General features: G+C 42.8%; 12 protein-coding genes and 1 other annotated feature. Of the genes, 1 reads left to right on the top strand and 11 read right to left on the bottom strand.

Annotated features, from left to right (window positions below; all coding sequences use genetic code 11):
* Positions 1-11: 11 nt before the first annotated feature.
* The 3 genes from AR334_RS13540 to AR334_RS13530 form a co-directional block, all read right to left on the bottom strand.
* A complete protein-coding gene (locus tag AR334_RS13540; protein WP_066311565.1) occupies positions 12-1,334 on the bottom strand; it encodes a folylpolyglutamate synthase/dihydrofolate synthase family protein in 1,323 nt (440 codons plus the stop codon).
* Between the two features lie 64 nt (positions 1,335-1,398).
* Complete coding sequence (locus AR334_RS13535; protein WP_066311562.1) at positions 1,399-4,041, bottom strand: valine--tRNA ligase; 2,643 nt, start codon at positions 4,039-4,041, stop codon at positions 1,399-1,401.
* A 61-nt stretch (positions 4,042-4,102) separates the two neighbouring features.
* Positions 4,103-4,337, bottom strand: a binding site (T-box leader).
* A gap of 101 nt (positions 4,338-4,438) precedes the next feature.
* Entirely contained in the window at positions 4,439-5,386 is a 948-nt protein-coding gene (locus tag AR334_RS13530; RefSeq protein WP_172799217.1) for an O-antigen ligase, read from the bottom strand.
* Positions 5,387-5,939: 553 nt separating this feature from the next.
* On the opposite strand from AR334_RS13530, the gene AR334_RS13525 reads away from it, so the two are divergent.
* The gene (locus AR334_RS13525) at positions 5,940-6,128 is read left to right on the top strand and encodes a hypothetical protein (protein ID WP_066311554.1); all 189 of its coding nucleotides are present in this window, start codon (positions 5,940-5,942) and stop codon (positions 6,126-6,128) included.
* A 30-nt stretch (positions 6,129-6,158) separates the two neighbouring features.
* Here the strand turns inward: AR334_RS13525 and ysxE are convergent, their stop codons facing one another.
* The 8 genes from ysxE to hemA form a co-directional block, all read right to left on the bottom strand.
* The gene (gene ysxE, locus AR334_RS13520) at positions 6,159-7,199 is read right to left on the bottom strand and encodes a spore coat protein YsxE (protein ID WP_066311552.1); all 1,041 of its coding nucleotides are present in this window, start codon (positions 7,197-7,199) and stop codon (positions 6,159-6,161) included.
* Positions 7,200-7,305: 106 nt separating this feature from the next.
* Positions 7,306-8,457, bottom strand: coding sequence for a stage VI sporulation protein D (spoVID, locus tag AR334_RS13515; protein ID WP_066311550.1), 1,152 nt, complete (start codon positions 8,455-8,457; stop codon positions 7,306-7,308).
* 138 nt (positions 8,458-8,595) lie between these two features.
* Complete coding sequence (hemL, locus tag AR334_RS13510) at positions 8,596-9,882, bottom strand: glutamate-1-semialdehyde 2,1-aminomutase (protein ID WP_066311547.1); 1,287 nt, start codon at positions 9,880-9,882, stop codon at positions 8,596-8,598.
* 68 nt (positions 9,883-9,950) lie between these two features.
* Positions 9,951-10,931, bottom strand: a complete 981-nt coding sequence (gene hemB, locus AR334_RS13505) for a porphobilinogen synthase (RefSeq protein WP_066311544.1) — start codon at positions 10,929-10,931, stop codon at positions 9,951-9,953.
* Positions 10,932-11,297: 366 nt separating this feature from the next.
* Positions 11,298-12,071, bottom strand: a complete 774-nt coding sequence (locus AR334_RS13500) for a uroporphyrinogen-III synthase (RefSeq protein WP_066311541.1) — start codon at positions 12,069-12,071, stop codon at positions 11,298-11,300.
* Positions 12,064-13,002 carry a hydroxymethylbilane synthase gene (gene hemC, locus AR334_RS13495; protein ID WP_066311538.1) on the bottom strand — a complete coding sequence of 313 codons (939 nt, stop codon included), beginning with the start codon at positions 13,000-13,002 and terminating at the stop codon, positions 12,064-12,066. Before hemC ends, AR334_RS13500 begins: the two co-directional genes overlap by 8 nt.
* 9 nt (positions 13,003-13,011) lie before the next feature.
* Positions 13,012-13,845: an inner membrane protein YpjD gene (locus AR334_RS13490; RefSeq protein ID WP_066311534.1), complete on the bottom strand. Its 834-nt coding sequence runs from the start codon at positions 13,843-13,845 to the stop codon at positions 13,012-13,014.
* An 18-nt stretch (positions 13,846-13,863) separates the two neighbouring features.
* Positions 13,864-15,204: a glutamyl-tRNA reductase gene (gene hemA, locus AR334_RS13485; protein WP_066311531.1), complete on the bottom strand. Its 1,341-nt coding sequence runs from the start codon at positions 15,202-15,204 to the stop codon at positions 13,864-13,866.
* Between the last annotated feature and the right edge of the window lie 177 nt (positions 15,205-15,381).

Raw genomic sequence — 15,381 nt, 5'->3', positions numbered from 1 at the left:
CAAAAATTCTGTCATAAAGAAATCGTCATATTTTTCAAATATTTATGCACAAATGGTTTCGCTTCCGATATAAAATACAACGATCCTGTGATGACTAAAATATCTATTGACTTGAGGGACTGAATTTCTTCAGGGATATAGGTCTGCCAGTCATCAACAGCAAGTTTATTAGGGGATTGGCTGAGTTTCACCAGCTCTTCCGCTTTTGCTGCCCTTGGGAAATCAAAGCTGACAAAAGAAATTTGGCTGGCAATTTTGTCGAGTTTTGCAATCATCGCATCCAGTTTCTTATCTTTTAGGGCCGCAAACACTACATGAATGCTTTTGCCTTCATACCGATTGGTTAATTCCTCTACCAATGCCGTGATTCCCTCGTCATTGTGTGCCCCATCAATGATGACTAGCGGGTCTTCAGACAAAATATCAAATCGGCCTGGCCAGTACGCTTGTTTTAAGCCATTTCGAATAGCTTGCTGGTTGAGAATGAGGTCGCCTTGTTGAGTTAAATATTGCGCGGCCGTGACGGCAAGCGCGGCATTTTCCGTTTGATGCTGACCTATCATCGTTATTTCAAGCTGCTCCAAGTTATTGAATCTGGTCTGCAAGGTGAACTGTTCCCCATGGGTTAGTGACTCATGATGGCTTATCGAGAAATCATGATTTAGTTTAAAAATCGGAGCTTGCATTGTGTCAGCCTGTTTTTCGATGACTTTCAGAGCGCCGGGATGCTTAACAGCAGTGAAAATTGGTGTATGCTCCTTGATGATTCCCGCTTTTTCGAATGCTATTTCTTCATACGTGTTCCCAAGGATATTTGTGTGATCAAGCCCAATATTGGTAATAATTGATGCTAATGGGTTAATAATATTGGTTGAATCAAACCGACCACCTAAACCAACTTCATATAGTACGATATCAACGCTGCTGTTATTGGCAAAATAATAGAACGACATCGCCGTAATAACTTCAAACTCAGTTGGCCCGCCGAGTTCTGTTTCCTCCAACTCATCTGCCAACGGGCGGATGATATTGGTGAGATCCAGAATTTCCTGATCGCTGATTGGCTTGCCATTAATACTTATCCGCTCATTGAACTGCTCAATATAAGGCGAGGTAAAAGTACCGACCGTATATCCGCCAGCCTGAAGAATACTGCGAAGGAAGGTAACAGTTGACCCTTTACCGTTGGTTCCTCCAATATGGATGGTCTTAATTTTTGCCTCCGGATGTCCAAGCTTGTCCATCATCCATTCCATTCGCTTCAGACCGGGTTTAATGCCAAGTCTCAGTCGTCCATGAATCCAGTCAAGGGCTTCTTGATAGGTAGAAAACATTTTTGTTACCCCCTTTTAATAAAGCTGAGACGAACCCTAAGTTGGATTCGCCTCACTCCCCTTTTTATCCTTTTAATTCTTTAATACGAGCTTCAACAATTCCGCGTTTTTCTAGATAGTCTTTTTCCTTTGCCCGTTCTTCGGCAACAACATTTTCAGGCGCTTTTTTCATGAATCCTTCGTTGCTTAATTTCTTTTGGACTCTTTCCACTTCTTTGTTTAGTTTATCCCATTCTTTTTCAAGACGGGCAATTTCTTCGTCAATATTGATGAGCCCTTCGAGAGGCAGAATAATTTCCAAGCCGGTAATAACCGCTGTCATCGCTTTGTCGGGAATTACAATGTCTGTACTCATTTGGAGTTCTTCCGGATTACAGAAGCGCTCAATATAACTGCGGTTTTTCTCGACAGATTTTAGAACTTTTTCATCCTTCGCTTTCACAAGCATTTTAATTTTCTTGCTTAATGGTGTGTTTACCTCGGCACGAATGTTACGAACAGAGCGAATCATTTCTACTAGCAGTTTCATTTCCTGTGCTGCTTCCTCATCGGTGAATTCCGGTTTTACCACTGGCCAAGCGGCAGTAGTAATTGACTCGCCAGCATGAGGCAGGTTCTGCCAAATTTCCTCGGTGATAAATGGCATGAATGGATGAAGCAGACGCATGGTATTGTCTAGGACATAAGCAAGAATCGAACGAGTTGTTTTCTTGGCTGCCTCGTCTTCACCATATAGCGGAAGCTTCGCCATTTCAATATACCAGTCACAGAAGTCATCCCAGATAAAGTTGTATAGTGCGCGGCCAACCTCGCCAAATTCATAACGCTCGGAAAGCTTTGTCACATGTTCAATCGTTTCATTTAACCGTGTTAAAATCCACTTATCAGCAACTGACTTCTCGCCGCTAAAATCGATTTCCTCATAGGTGAGTCCATCCATATTCATAAGGGCAAAACGCGAAGCGTTCCAAATCTTATTAGCAAAGTTCCAAGTTGCTTCCACTTTTTCTGTGCTATAGCGCAAATCCTGACCAGGTGAAGAGCCGGTGGACAGGAAGTATCTTAATGCATCCGCACCGTATTTGTCGATAACCTCCATCGGGTCAACACCGTTTCCAAGCGACTTACTCATTTTCCGTCCTTGTTCGTCACGAACGAGACCATGAATAAGAACATCTTTGAACGGACGCTCGCCAGTAAATTCGATACTTTGGAAAATCATCCGAGATACCCAGAAGAAGATAATGTCGTAACCTGTTACAAGAACATCGGTTGGGAAGTAACGCTTGAAATCGGCTGCTTCCTTGTCCGGCCAGCCCATTGTCGAGAATGGCCATAGTGCCGAACTGAACCACGTATCCAAAACGTCTTTGTCCTGTTCCCAATTTTCAATGTCTGTCGGCGCCTCTTGACCAACATAAACCTCACCGGTTTCCTTGTGATACCATGCTGGAATACGATGGCCCCACCACAATTGTCTTGAAATACACCAGTCGCGGATATTTTCCATCCAATGCAGGTATGTCTTTTCGAAGCGATCCGGAACAAAGTGAACTTTGTTTTCTTTTGCTTGCAGAGCGATTGCCTCATCAGCAAGCGGCTGCATTTTTACAAACCACTGGGTCGATAAATAGGGCTCAACTACAGCGCCGCTACGCTCAGAGTGGCCAACGGAATGAAGATGATCTTCAATTTTAAATAGAACGCCTTGCTCTTGAAGATCTTTAACAATTTGCTTTCGGCATTCGAACCGATCTAAGCCTTGGTACTTGCCGGCGTTCGCATTCATCGTGCCGTCCTCGTTCATGACAAGAACACGCTCAAGATTGTGGCGATTACCTAATTCAAAGTCGTTCGGGTCATGGGCTGGGGTAATTTTAACCGCACCGGAGCCGAATTCCATATCGACATAATCATCGGCAACGATTGGGATTTCCCGGCCAACAATCGGAAGTTTAACAGTTTTTCCAATTAAATGCTTGTAACGATCATCTTCAGGATGAACAGCAACCGCTGTATCGCCGAGCATCGTTTCCGGACGAGTTGTGGCAACTTCAATATGTCCTGAACCATCGGTAAGCGGATAATTCATATGATAAAACGCACCTTGAACATCTTTATAGATAACCTCGATGTCTGAAAGTGCTGTTTTTGTTGATGGGTCCCAGTTGATGATATATTCACCGCGGTAGATGAGGCCTTTTTTATAAAGAGTTACGAAAACCTCACGAACAGCCTTTGAAAGACCTTCGTCAAGGGTGAATCGTTCCCGGGAGTAGTCCAGGCCTAGGCCTAATTTGGACCACTGCTGGCGGATGTGGGAGGCATACTCTTCCTTCCACTTCCAAGTTTCCTCAACGAATTTCTCGCGACCAAGATCATAACGGCTTTTGCCTTCAGCACGGAGCTTTTCTTCAACCTTTGCCTGGGTCGCAATCCCAGCATGGTCCATTCCCGGCAGCCAAAGAACATCATAGCCCTGCATTCGTTTCATCCGGGTGATAATATCCTGCAATGTCGTATCCCAGGCATGCCCTAAGTGAAGCTTCCCTGTTACGTTTGGCGGCGGGATTACAATTGTATAAGGCTGTTTTCCCTCGTCATCCTTCGCTTCGAAAAATTTACCGTTTAGCCACCAGTCATAACGCCCCTTTTCAATACTTTGCGGGTCGTATTTGGTCGGCATCGTTAATTCTTTTGTTTCCATCCGATTTTGCCTCCTTTATTTATTCCTAAGGTACCAAAAACACAAAAAACCCCATTCGTCGTAAAAGGACGAATGGAGTTTGCTTCGCGGTACCACCTTTTTTCCAATCAAAACTCTGATTGGCACTTAAATCGATAACGGATTTGATCCGTCTTCAACTACAAGGATTCTTGAATCCGTTCGCAGAAGAAGCTCTTGGGCGACATTCCGATGGTCCGCTTAGGAAATCTTTCAGCTAATGATTTCCCTCTCTTTAAGCCGGCTGGCACCGTACTCTTCCCGGTCAAAGCTTGATTTTAAATTATATAGTTATACTACCCAAAATAAGGGGTTGTCGTCAATCATGATAACCAAATTTTTTAGATTCTATACTATATTCATATTCGAGGGATGTTGACTATGCACTTTGAATCTTATTAATTAGTTCCTCATGTAATCTTTTGCTCTTATTTAGTGCGAATTCAGACCTTGCCAGAGTAATGCCAAGAAATGCCCAGAATAATGGGGCAACTGGTACGACACTAATATTAAAAAATGCCTGGGCAAGGTATCCGATGATAGTCGCCAGCAAACAAAGCAAGAAGATTTTTTCATTTCCTTCAGCTACCCTTACTGCAGATAGTGCTTTGTATAATATTGCCGCTATTAAAGAAAGGTAGATTAATAACGCTGGGACACCCAATGTAATTGCCATATGTAAATATTCATTATGTGCTTTGTCTACTATCATATCTCCAAATATTTGTTTTTTCTCTTTATCATTTGGAAAGACGTATTCAAATGTATCAGGCCCCGAACCAATCCAAAAATAATCATCGATTAATGGCAAGGACTTTTTCCATATAAAAAAGCGGTAAGAGCCAATTTGTTCTACATTTTCTTTTGATGCCAATTTGATGGAATCGGTAAAAAACGTATTAAACCGTTTTGAGTAATTTCCATCCTCAAAAATATTGATAACTGCAAAAATTATTCCCAGCGTTAAAAGCAGCTTAATCCATTTTCCCCAAAGGAATTTTCTTTTATATATGACGAAATTTGTAATCAATAAAATACCAAGAAAAACTCCAACATACCCGCTTCTGGTTTCGGAGAAGGTCAAGGCACTAAAAGCAAAAGCAATTGCAATTAAATAAAAGGATAATAATTTTGTTCTGTTTTCAATTAAATATAATGATATCGAAAGTAAAATAATTAAAACCAGATATGAGCCAAAGAAATTTGCGTTATCAAAAAATGAATAACTTCTTGGGTCATAAAGCTTCACACTATTTTTAGGGAGAAAATCGATAAAGTAATGTTGTAGTATCCCGTAAATGGAAGCCAGAATTGATACTCCAGCCATGCCGGTAAACAGCTTCTTTATATTCTTAACCTCAATCAGCCTATAGGAAAAAAGAAAAATACTGCAATAGGAGAAAATGGTTAAAACCCCTTCATACCTGTATTTTGTCCCATATAAGGATGTCTCAACATTCACAGAAAAAACAGTCGAAATGACCACTAAGGACATAAATATAAGGATAAGAGTCTCCACATTTGCATGGGGTTTTTTCAGATTAATTGTCCAATATTTTCGTTTAAAAATAATATATAACCAGTTTAAAAGGACAAATATCTCTAAATAAGCTACCTTAGGCTGTGTATAATACGGATCATATCCCCAAGGATAAATCATCAGCGGAAATAACAAAATGAACCAATACATATAAAAACCCCTTATGCATTTGAAAAAAATATGCCAAAATAACTAGTCCTTTAAGCACTTCTAATTATTCCATGTCCTTTCAATTATTTCAATCCGGATTTTCAGATTTATTTTATGGATTTCGGAGAATTCACACATTTTAGGAATATACATAAAATAAATGCAACAAATAAAATGGGGAGGTTTGTTGGTGAAGAATTTCCACAAGTATAAATACCGTCCCTGGTTCAGAACGTTTCGGAGGTTGAGCGGACAGTTAATTATTCCGTTTATTATTTTTCAATTCTTGAGGACCATATTTTTGCCGACTGTTTTTGATGTGTTGTTGTTATCATTCTTTATCGTTATTGCCATCTCGATTTATTTTGAAATTATTTAAGGAGCCCATTTAGCAGTTTAAATTCATCTGCTACTGGGCTCCTTCTTTTGCCTGCTGTTCAGCGACTTTCCGCTGATTTTCGATTTCTGTCATTTTTGAAACAACATACTCGATATTTTTCAGATGGAAGTAACGTTGCTGGAGCTGGCGGACTAATTTCAGCTCATTCCTTGGCCTCTTTTTTCGATAGTACTTCTCAACAATCTGGATCACCTGGGTTGGATAGGCCAAATAGCTGTAGAATAATAGTTTTTCGTCATCCTTAATCGGAAAATATTTATAGTAATGATAAATCCAATCAATGACGTCATCATTTCGTTTCGGTCCGGTATTTAATGCCCGCGATACATATGGCAGCAAGTCGTGAATCGGCGAACCGTAGCTGGCATTTTCGAAGTTGATAAAATAGCCGTAGCCCCGCTCATCATAGACAAAATGATCGGACGCCACCTTGCCGTGTACAACAACCATTCGCGCTTTTTCATTATCCTTTGTTTTCTCGTACCACTCTTCAAACTTTGCTTTTGAAAATCGGAGTGCCTGACTGATTTCATTGTAGTAAAGGCTGTATAACAACTCAAATGGAGACATGTAGGTCTTTTTTTCACAAACATCAATAAAACCATCTAAGAATTCCTGATGTTTTTCGAGCTGCTGAATTGTTTTTTCATAATGCTCTATGCGTTCCTCTTTATTAATGGTAATTTCTTTTGCAGAAAGGGTGTGCAGTCTTGCCAGCTCACGAAACAGTTGGTGATGTGCCTGGCGGTTGCCCCTGCTGTCATTTGACATCCAAGGCATGAGATAATATAAATTATTTTCATGGAGTACAGCATACCTGCCATCCATGGTGGGATAAATCGGCACGATGCGGTTATAGCCCTTTTGATAAAGGTAATGAACATGCCGGATAAAATCCGTCCCCGTCGTCGGGGCAATTTTTTTTAAAGCAAAGGTGCCTTTGTTTGAGTAAATCTTTTGGATGCTGCCGTAATCCTCAACAAAGTGAGGCTGGACTTGATAATGATCTAATATGGGTGTCAGGGCATCAAGGCGATTGGAGTCATTCATAAAACTCAACCTTCTTTCAAAAGGAGAAACAAATATTAACTACCAGATAAGGTATGAAAAAAGAAGGAGAGCAGGTCTAAAAATAAACCCGCTCATTCTCTTGGAACTACATTAGTTTTTTCGCAAGGGCTTTTGGCACATATAGTACTTGCCCTTCATAAACATCCTGATTCAAATCAAGATTGTTAACACGGAGCAGGTTTTGAACAGACACATCATATCTCTCAGCAAGGCTTTCGACCGTATCGCCCTTTTGGACAATACATACCTTTAAAACAGTTTGGGAAGAGCCTTCATCCTTTCGGGCGAAAAACTCTGTTAGCGTCATGGATTTCTTTTTGCCGCCAAACAATTTCTTCTTTTTCTTATGTTCCACTTCTGGTGAAGATGATGATGAGCTTTCTTCATGTTCCATATCAACTGTTTCCAGTTTAACCTCGACTTCCTCCTCCACCTCTACCTTAACGACCTTAGCCTCCTCGTTTCTTTCCTGATAACGCCATGCTGGTTGATTGGCTTCGGCATTATACTCCTGGAATTGCCAAGGCTGTGGGTTGGCAGGTTGGTCGTTTTCCTCGAACTGCCATGACGGGGGCTGGTAAGTATCTTCTTCATCCTCAGGCGGTTGATAGTTGAACGTTGGGAAGTTAGGAAACGCTTCTGTCTTCGGCTGTTCTTCCTGTTCTTTTCTAGCTTCAGTTTCAAACAAGAAATTAGGCTGGTAATTGCTTTGGAACGCTGCCGGATTTACCGGAATTTCCTCTTGCTCCTCCACTTCACTTCCACGGTGAAGCAGCTCCAGTTCTGGTTCCTGTTCCTGCTGCTTATCAGGCCCGTATAAGCCGCTAATCGTCAGTTCTGCGGAAAGCTTTAAGCAGCTGCGCTCTGGCAAGGAATAATCAAACGATTCCACGAGAACATCAATATCATAAACACTTTGAATTCGATTGTTCGGAATCGTGATATCAACCGGGAAGCGATGGGAAAATTCACACGTCCCCTCCTCACGTTCGGCAACTCTCTCTACAAATTTTTGCGATGCTACCCCTTCACCCTGATAGTCCTGATCGTCCTGAAGGCTTTTGTATTCGCCCGTTAGGTCCAGCGAACCGCGTATAGTGACGTACTGATCGTTTTCCTGGATGGTAATATCGGGGTCTAGGGAAATGGAGATAAGCTCCTCGACTTCCTGTCCTTTTCTAAACCACAACGACTCCTCCACGGAAAATCTAAGGTACGATTGATTCTCCTGGGACAAAGCGACTCCTCCTTTCGTTTCCTTTACGCAAAATCACTATGTCACTTACACTTTATGAGACCATTTTTTTATTTATGATAAAAAAGCGAGATTCTGAGAAAAAGAAAAAACACCCACCTTATGGTGAGTGCTGAAAGTTTATTTTAATTTTGAAAAAGCAACCTCAACTGCTTTGATGGTTTTTTCAATATCCTCGTCTGAGTGCTCAGTCGACAGGAATAATCCCTCAAATTGAGATGGCGGCAGGAACACGCCTTGGTCAGCCATTTGACGGTAATACTCAGCAAAGAACTCCAAATTTGATGTCTTCGCTGTTTCATAGTTGATGACATTTTCATTGGTAAAGAAGAAACCAATCATCGATCCGGCACGGTTAAAGGTAACCGGTACATCATATTTCTCCGCGGCACCCTTGATGCCTTTTTCAAGCATGTCGCCTTTGCGGATAAACTCATTGTAATGCTCAGGTGTTAATTGGCTTAAGGTCTCATAACCTGCCGTCATCGCAAGCGGATTGCCTGATAGTGTACCAGCTTGGTAAATCGGTCCGCTTGGCGCAATACGTTCCATGATTTCTGCACGGCCGCCGTATGCACCAACTGGAAGCCCACCGCCGATTACTTTTCCTAAACAGGTCAGGTCAGGTGTGATGCCAAAATGGCCTTGAGCACAATTATAACCGACGCGGAACCCAGTCATAACCTCGTCAAAAATAAGCAATGCGCCATATTCGGTGGTAATGTCACGCAGTCCTTGTAGGAACCCTGGCAGCGGCGGAACAAGTCCCATGTTGCCGGCAACCGGTTCAACGATGATACAAGCGATATCATCGCCAAATTGTTCAAATGCGTATTTTACCCCTTCAAGGTCATTGTATTGCACTGTAATGGTATTTGCGGCAACGCCTTCAGGCACACCAGGGCTGTCAGGCAAGCCTAGTGTGGCAACGCCGGAACCTGCTTTAATTAACAGGGAATCACCATGGCCGTGGTAGCAACCTTCAAATTTTAAAATCTTGTTTCGGCCGGTGTAGCCGCGCGCCAGACGTAGCGCACTCATGGTTGCCTCTGTTCCCGAGTTAACCATTCTGATAATTTCAATTGAAGGTACGCGGTCTTGCACAAGCTTGGCCAGTTTATTTTCTAGCAGGGACGGTGCCCCAAAGCTGGTCCCTGACTCAGCTGTTTTTTTCAACGCTTCGACAACCTGATCATTGGCGTGACCAAGAATCAGCGGCCCCCAAGACAATACGTAGTCAATATATTCATTGCCGTCGATATCGTAAATTTTTGAGCCTTTGCCACTTTCCATGAAAATTGGATCCATGTTAACGGACTTAAAGGCACGCACTGGGCTATTTACACCGCCAGGCATTAACGTTTGGGCTTCTTTAAATGCTTCAATCGATTTTGTATATGAACGCATCTTTTTCCCTCATTTCGAAAAATTGATAAGACTCCCCAACCCGTTATCGTTGGGCTGGTAGGGAGTAGTTATTGCTGTTCTTTCAACCAGCGAATAGCATCTTTTGCATGATACGTAATGATTAAGTCAGCACCGGCGCGCTTCATGCCAAGTAACAGTTCAAGAACAGTAGCTCGTTCGTCCAACCAGCCGTTTTGCGCTGCCGCTTTAATCATGGCATATTCTCCACTCACGTTGTATACAACAACCGGCAAATTAAAGTTATTTTTAACATCACGAACAATATCAAGGTATGGCAAACCAGGCTTCACGATTAAGAAATCTGCTCCTTCTGCCACATCAGACTCTGCTTCACGGAACGCTTCCATGCGGTTAGCAGGGTCCATTTGATAGGTTTTGCGGTCGCCAAATTTCGGTGCACCCTCAGCCGCTTCGCGGAATGGACCGTAGAAGGCTGAAGCGTATTTAACAGCATAGGACATCACAGGGATTTCGGTAAAACCTGCTTCATCAAGCCCCGCGCGAATGGCTGCAACAAAGCCGTCCATCATGTTGGATGGGGCGATAATGTCAGCGCCTGCTTTTGCTTGACTGATGGCTGTTCTAACAAGCAAATCAAGTGACTGATCGTTGAGAATCTTCTCCCCTTCGACAACACCGCAATGGCCATGGCTTGTAAACTCACACAAGCAAGTATCGGCTACGACAAGGATGTCAGGGAAGTTTTGTTTAATATAGCGTGTGGCCTCTTGGACAATACCATGGTCATGGTACGCCTGCCCGCCACATTCGTCCTTCGTTTCCGGAATGCCGAACAATAATACCGCTTTAATTCCATGCGCGGCGATATCTTCCATTTCCGCATGAAGGTGATCGAGCGAAACTTGGTAAACACCTGGCATCGAGGATACTTCTCTGCGGATGTCACTGCCTTCGTATATAAATAACGGGTAAATGAAATCCTCAGCTTTGAGGTGGTTTTCTCTGACTAACGCACGCATACTTGCACTTGAGCGCAGGCGGCGGTGACGTGAAAATTGCAAATCCATATGTAAAACCTCCAAAATTAGTTTGTGCGGGTGGTGATTTATCTGTTACTGTCGGATAAACCATTATAACTGTCGCATAGCTCTTCCTAACTGTCGGATAGTATGCTTTTACTGTCGGATAGCACTCGTTAACTGTCGCTATCCACTTTTACTTGCGGATAACACTCTCCAACTTGCAGATAGCACACTTCAACTCGCGGATAACGCCTCTCAACTTGCGGAAAGCTGATTCCAACTTGCATAAGCCTGTTCAACTTGCGGATAGCACTCTCCAACTTGCGGATAGCACACCTCAACTTGCGGATAGCGCCACCCAACTCGCGGATAACCCCACCCAACTTGCGCTAACCATCTATTTAAACAACCTTACCCTTTTTCAAGATAAGCAATCGTACTCTTAATCATTTCCTCAACTGTATACTCTTCTGGAGCGGCATGCACCGGCAGTCCGTATTCATTAAGCCTATTTTCAGTAATGGGCCCAATGCAGCTGATGATGCACGTCTGTAGTCTGGTTTCCAATCCGTTTGCCGAAACTACCTCCATAAAATGGTCAACGGTTGACGGGCTGGTAAACGTTAAAATATCGAGCTCCCCGTCGTCAAGCATGCCCACAAGCTTCGCCCGGCTCTCTGCCGGCATGTAAGTTTCATAAATGACCACTTCATCGACGATGGCTCCAGCCTCCGTCAAAGAATCAGCGATATACTCCCGGGCGAGATTTCCTTTTGGGATTAAAACCCGGGACCCGGAACTCACAATAGGCAGGAACTCCTCAACAAACACCTCAGCCACATAGGCGGAAGGAACGAAGTCAACCGGAAACCCCAGCTCGTTCAAAACCTTCGCCGTCTTTTTCCCAATGACGCCGATTTTAGGAAAATCCGGCCGGACTTCTCCAAGAAAGGAAAAGAACGTCTCCACCGTGACATTGCTGGTAAAAATAATCCAATCATATGTACCCAGTTTCTCCAAACACTCGGAGAGGCGCTGGTTTTTTTGGATCGGCCGGAACGCAATCAGAGGGATTTCAACTGGAATCCCTCCATACTTTGCGACAAGCCGGGAGAAAGAGGCTGCTTGGCCTTTACCTCGAGGCACAAGCACCTTTTTATCAAGAAGAGGCGGTGATTTAAGCATGACCTTCAAGCTCCAGCTTGACACGATCAATCAGATCCTTCGCTCCTTTTTCAATCAATAAATCTGCGGCTTTGATTCCAAGCTCTTCAGGATTTTGCCCGCGAAGCTCTTCACGGTAGATTTCTGTCCCTTCAGGTCTTGCCACTAATACATTCAAGACAAGCTCATCGTTATCTTCCGCATAGGCAAAGCCCGCTATCGGCACCTGGCAGCCGCCCTCCATTTTTTGCAGGAAGGCACGTTCTGCGCGAACGGCACGTTCTGTTTTCTTGCACGTGAATTTTTCAAACAGCTCAAGCAGTTCATGATCATCTTCACGGCATTCAATCGATAATGCCCCTTGGCCAACTGCCGGAATGCATACATCAGCATCTAAAAATTCGGTAACAACATCACTTGCCCAGCCGAGTCGGGAAAGACCTGCAGCTGCCAAAATAATGGCGTCGTACTCTTCACCCTCAAGTTTTGCTAGTCTTGTATCGACATTACCGCGGATCCATTTAATTTCTAAATCAGGACGTTTCGCCAACAATTGAGCGCTGCGGCGCAAACTGCTAGTGCCGATAATCGCACCAGGTTTTAAATCAGCCAATTTCACATGCCCCTTGGAAATCAAGGCATCACGGTGATCTTCACGGAACGGCACGCAACCGATTGTAAGCCCTTCTGGAAGTACAGCTGGCATGTCCTTCATGCTGTGAACCGCCATATCAATCTCTTTATCAAGCATTGCCTGCTCGATTTCTTTAACAAACAGTCCTTTGCCACCGACCTTGGAAAGGGTGACATCCAATATTTTATCGCCTTTTGTGACGATTTCTTTTACCTCAAATTCAAAACGGGGATCCAGCTTTTTTAGCTGTTCAATCACCCAGTTTGTTTGTGTCAGCGCCAATTTGCTGCGTCTGGAACCTACGATAATTTTTCGCATGACTGCCTCCTATGAGTACCAAATATGAAATGTTGATAATTGACCAAATAAGAAAAAGTTGATTAATACAATCAAAAATGATGCTGTATTCCAAATGGCGAGTTTTTTTCCTGACAGATTTCTCACTGTCCGTAAATATAAATAAATGCTGTAGGCTGTTAGCAGGATAAACGAACCAATAATTTTGATATCGTACCAAGGCATTCCCGGGAGCTTCAAAAACGCCCACTGCAGGCCGAGAATTAAGCTTAATAGCAGCATCGGTACACCGACTACAGCAAGTATGTAAGACAGCCGTTCAAGTTTCTCCAAATCGGCAATCCTTAACAGCCTTGGACCCCATTTTTTCCGTTTCAATAAGTCGTATTGGAACAGGTACAAAAGGGAAAAAACAAAGGAAAGTGAAAATGCCCCGTAGGACAAAATCGCCATTGTGATGTGAATTAACAAAAGCTCCGATATCAGCTGTTTGGCCATTACATGGGAATGAGTATCCATTGGTGCAAACGTATGAATCGCCATGACGGTAAAGCCAAGAATATTGGTAAAAAAGACGATAAAATCTACTCGCAGCAAGTGATTTATTCCTATTGATAATGTTACTAATACCCAGGCATAAAAATAGAGTCCCTCAAAAATTGTCAGTACAGGGAACCTGCCCATTTTGAACATATAGGAAATGAGAAAAACCGTCTGCAACACCCATACAAATGCAAGTAACCAGAAGGCAACTCGGTTTGCCTTCCGGTTATGGTGAATGAAGTCGAAAAAATATAACAACACACTGAAGGCGTAAAAAACAACTGTAAATTCATGTAGCCTTGTTATTAAATCATTGAACATAATAGGGAGCCCCCTAAATTAAAAGGAAGCCTGCGGTTCATGAACCGATATTTTGTTAGTCGATTCAGCCGCTTTTACTTGATGTTCCTGTGCCAACTCTTCAATGTTAAAAATTTTCATAAACAAATCCATCGCCTGTTCTGCATCAGGTCTTGAAGCAATTTCTTTTGCTTGCAAGATTGGATCCTTTAATAGCTGGTTAATGATACTCTTCGTATGCTTATTTAATACTTTTTTATCACGATCTGTTAGATTCGGAAGCTTGCGTTCCAAACTGACCATTGTTTCAGCCTGGATTGTCAGTGCTTTTTCCCTTAGAGCCGAAATAACAGGAATAACCCCAAGCATGCCGAGCCATTGTTTGAAGTCGACGACTTCTTTTTCAATCATCAGCATGATCTTTTCGGCAGCCTTCTTGCGTTCCTGGAGGTTTGCCTCGACAATGCCTTCCAAATCATCAATGTCATATAAAAAGACATTTTCCAAATCGGCAATTCTAGGATCGAGGTCACGCGGCACGGCGATATCGACCATAAACAACGGCTTGCCTTTCCGCTGTTTTTCCACCTTCGCCATCGTTTCCTTCGTGATTACGAAGTCCTTTGCTCCTGTGGAACTGATAAGAATATCAGCATCGACGAGGGCTTGGTTCAATTCTTCAATCGTTCTTGCCTCCCCATTAAAGCGGCCGGCAAGGAGTTTTGCTTTATCATATGTCCGGTTTATAACCGTGACTTTTTTAACTCCATTACCGTGCAAATTCTGAGCGGCCAATTCCCCCATTTTTCCTGCGCCAAAAATCAGCACATGTTTATTTGCAAGGGAACCAAAGATTTTCTTGGCCAATTCTACAGCCGCATAGCTGACAGAAACGGCATTGGCGCCGATTTCTGTTTCCGAATGGCCTCGTTTTGCCACAGTGATGGCTTGCTTAAATAAATGATTAAATACAGTGCCGGTGGTTTTTTGCTCTTGGGCAAGCATAAAGCTAGTTCGAACCTGTCCCAAAATTTGCGTTTCCCCGAGCACCATTGAATTTAAACCGCATGTTACATTAAATAAATGCTCTACAGCACCGTCATCTTCATAAATGAAGAGAAATGGAGAAAATTCCGTTTGATCCATTCCGAACCATTCTGACAGAAATTCCTTAATATAATAACGGCCCGTATGCAATTGATCGACTACTGCGTAGATTTCCGTACGATTGCATGTTGATAAAATCACATTCTCCAAAATGCTTTTCTTGTTGTTGAGCTTTTTAATGGCATCCACAACATCGGTTTCACTAAAAGTCAGCTTTTCCCGGATTTCTACGGGGGCAGTTTTATAATTTAGACCGACCACGACAATATGCATTTGTTAAGGACACCCCCAATATGATTACATTATTAACTAGATTGATTATATCACGAACAATTTTCCGCCTATCACGAAAAATGTGAACATAAAACGACACTATATGTTATGATAAGAAAATAAAAAGAGCGGTTTTTATCGAGAATACTTCCCTTTGTACAGTATCAAAAAAATAGA

It is taken from the genome of Bacillus sp. FJAT-29814, from assembly GCF_001510715.1.
GTDB lineage: Bacteria > Bacillota > Bacilli > Bacillales > Cytobacillaceae > Neobacillus.
The sequence above is the reverse complement of the archived record's forward strand: the minus strand, read 5'-3'. Positions and strand labels throughout refer to the sequence as shown.

What these genes read in the sequence shown, in the direction of transcription:
- AR334_RS13540 (WP_066311565.1), bottom strand. Translation starts at nt 1,334, where the DNA reads ATGTTTTCTACCTATCAAGAAGCCCTTGACTGGATTCATGGACGACTG.
- AR334_RS13535 (WP_066311562.1), bottom strand. Translation starts at nt 4,041, where the DNA reads ATGGAAACAAAAGAATTAACGATGCCGACCAAATACGACCCGCAAAGT.
- AR334_RS13530 (WP_172799217.1), bottom strand. Translation starts at nt 5,386, where the DNA reads ATGGCTGGAGTATCAATTCTGGCTTCCATTTACGGGATACTACAACAT.
- ysxE (WP_066311552.1), bottom strand. Translation starts at nt 7,199, where the DNA reads ATGAATGACTCCAATCGCCTTGATGCCCTGACACCCATATTAGATCAT.
- hemL (WP_066311547.1), bottom strand. Translation starts at nt 9,882, where the DNA reads ATGCGTTCATATACAAAATCGATTGAAGCATTTAAAGAAGCCCAAACG.
- hemB (WP_066311544.1), bottom strand. Translation starts at nt 10,931, where the DNA reads ATGGATTTGCAATTTTCACGTCACCGCCGCCTGCGCTCAAGTGCAAGT.
- AR334_RS13500 (WP_066311541.1), bottom strand. Translation starts at nt 12,071, where the DNA reads ATGCTTAAATCACCGCCTCTTCTTGATAAAAAGGTGCTTGTGCCTCGA.
- hemC (WP_066311538.1), bottom strand. Translation starts at nt 13,002, where the DNA reads ATGCGAAAAATTATCGTAGGTTCCAGACGCAGCAAATTGGCGCTGACA.
- AR334_RS13490 (WP_066311534.1), bottom strand. Translation starts at nt 13,845, where the DNA reads ATGTTCAATGATTTAATAACAAGGCTACATGAATTTACAGTTGTTTTT.
- hemA (WP_066311531.1), bottom strand. Translation starts at nt 15,204, where the DNA reads ATGCATATTGTCGTGGTCGGTCTAAATTATAAAACTGCCCCCGTAGAA.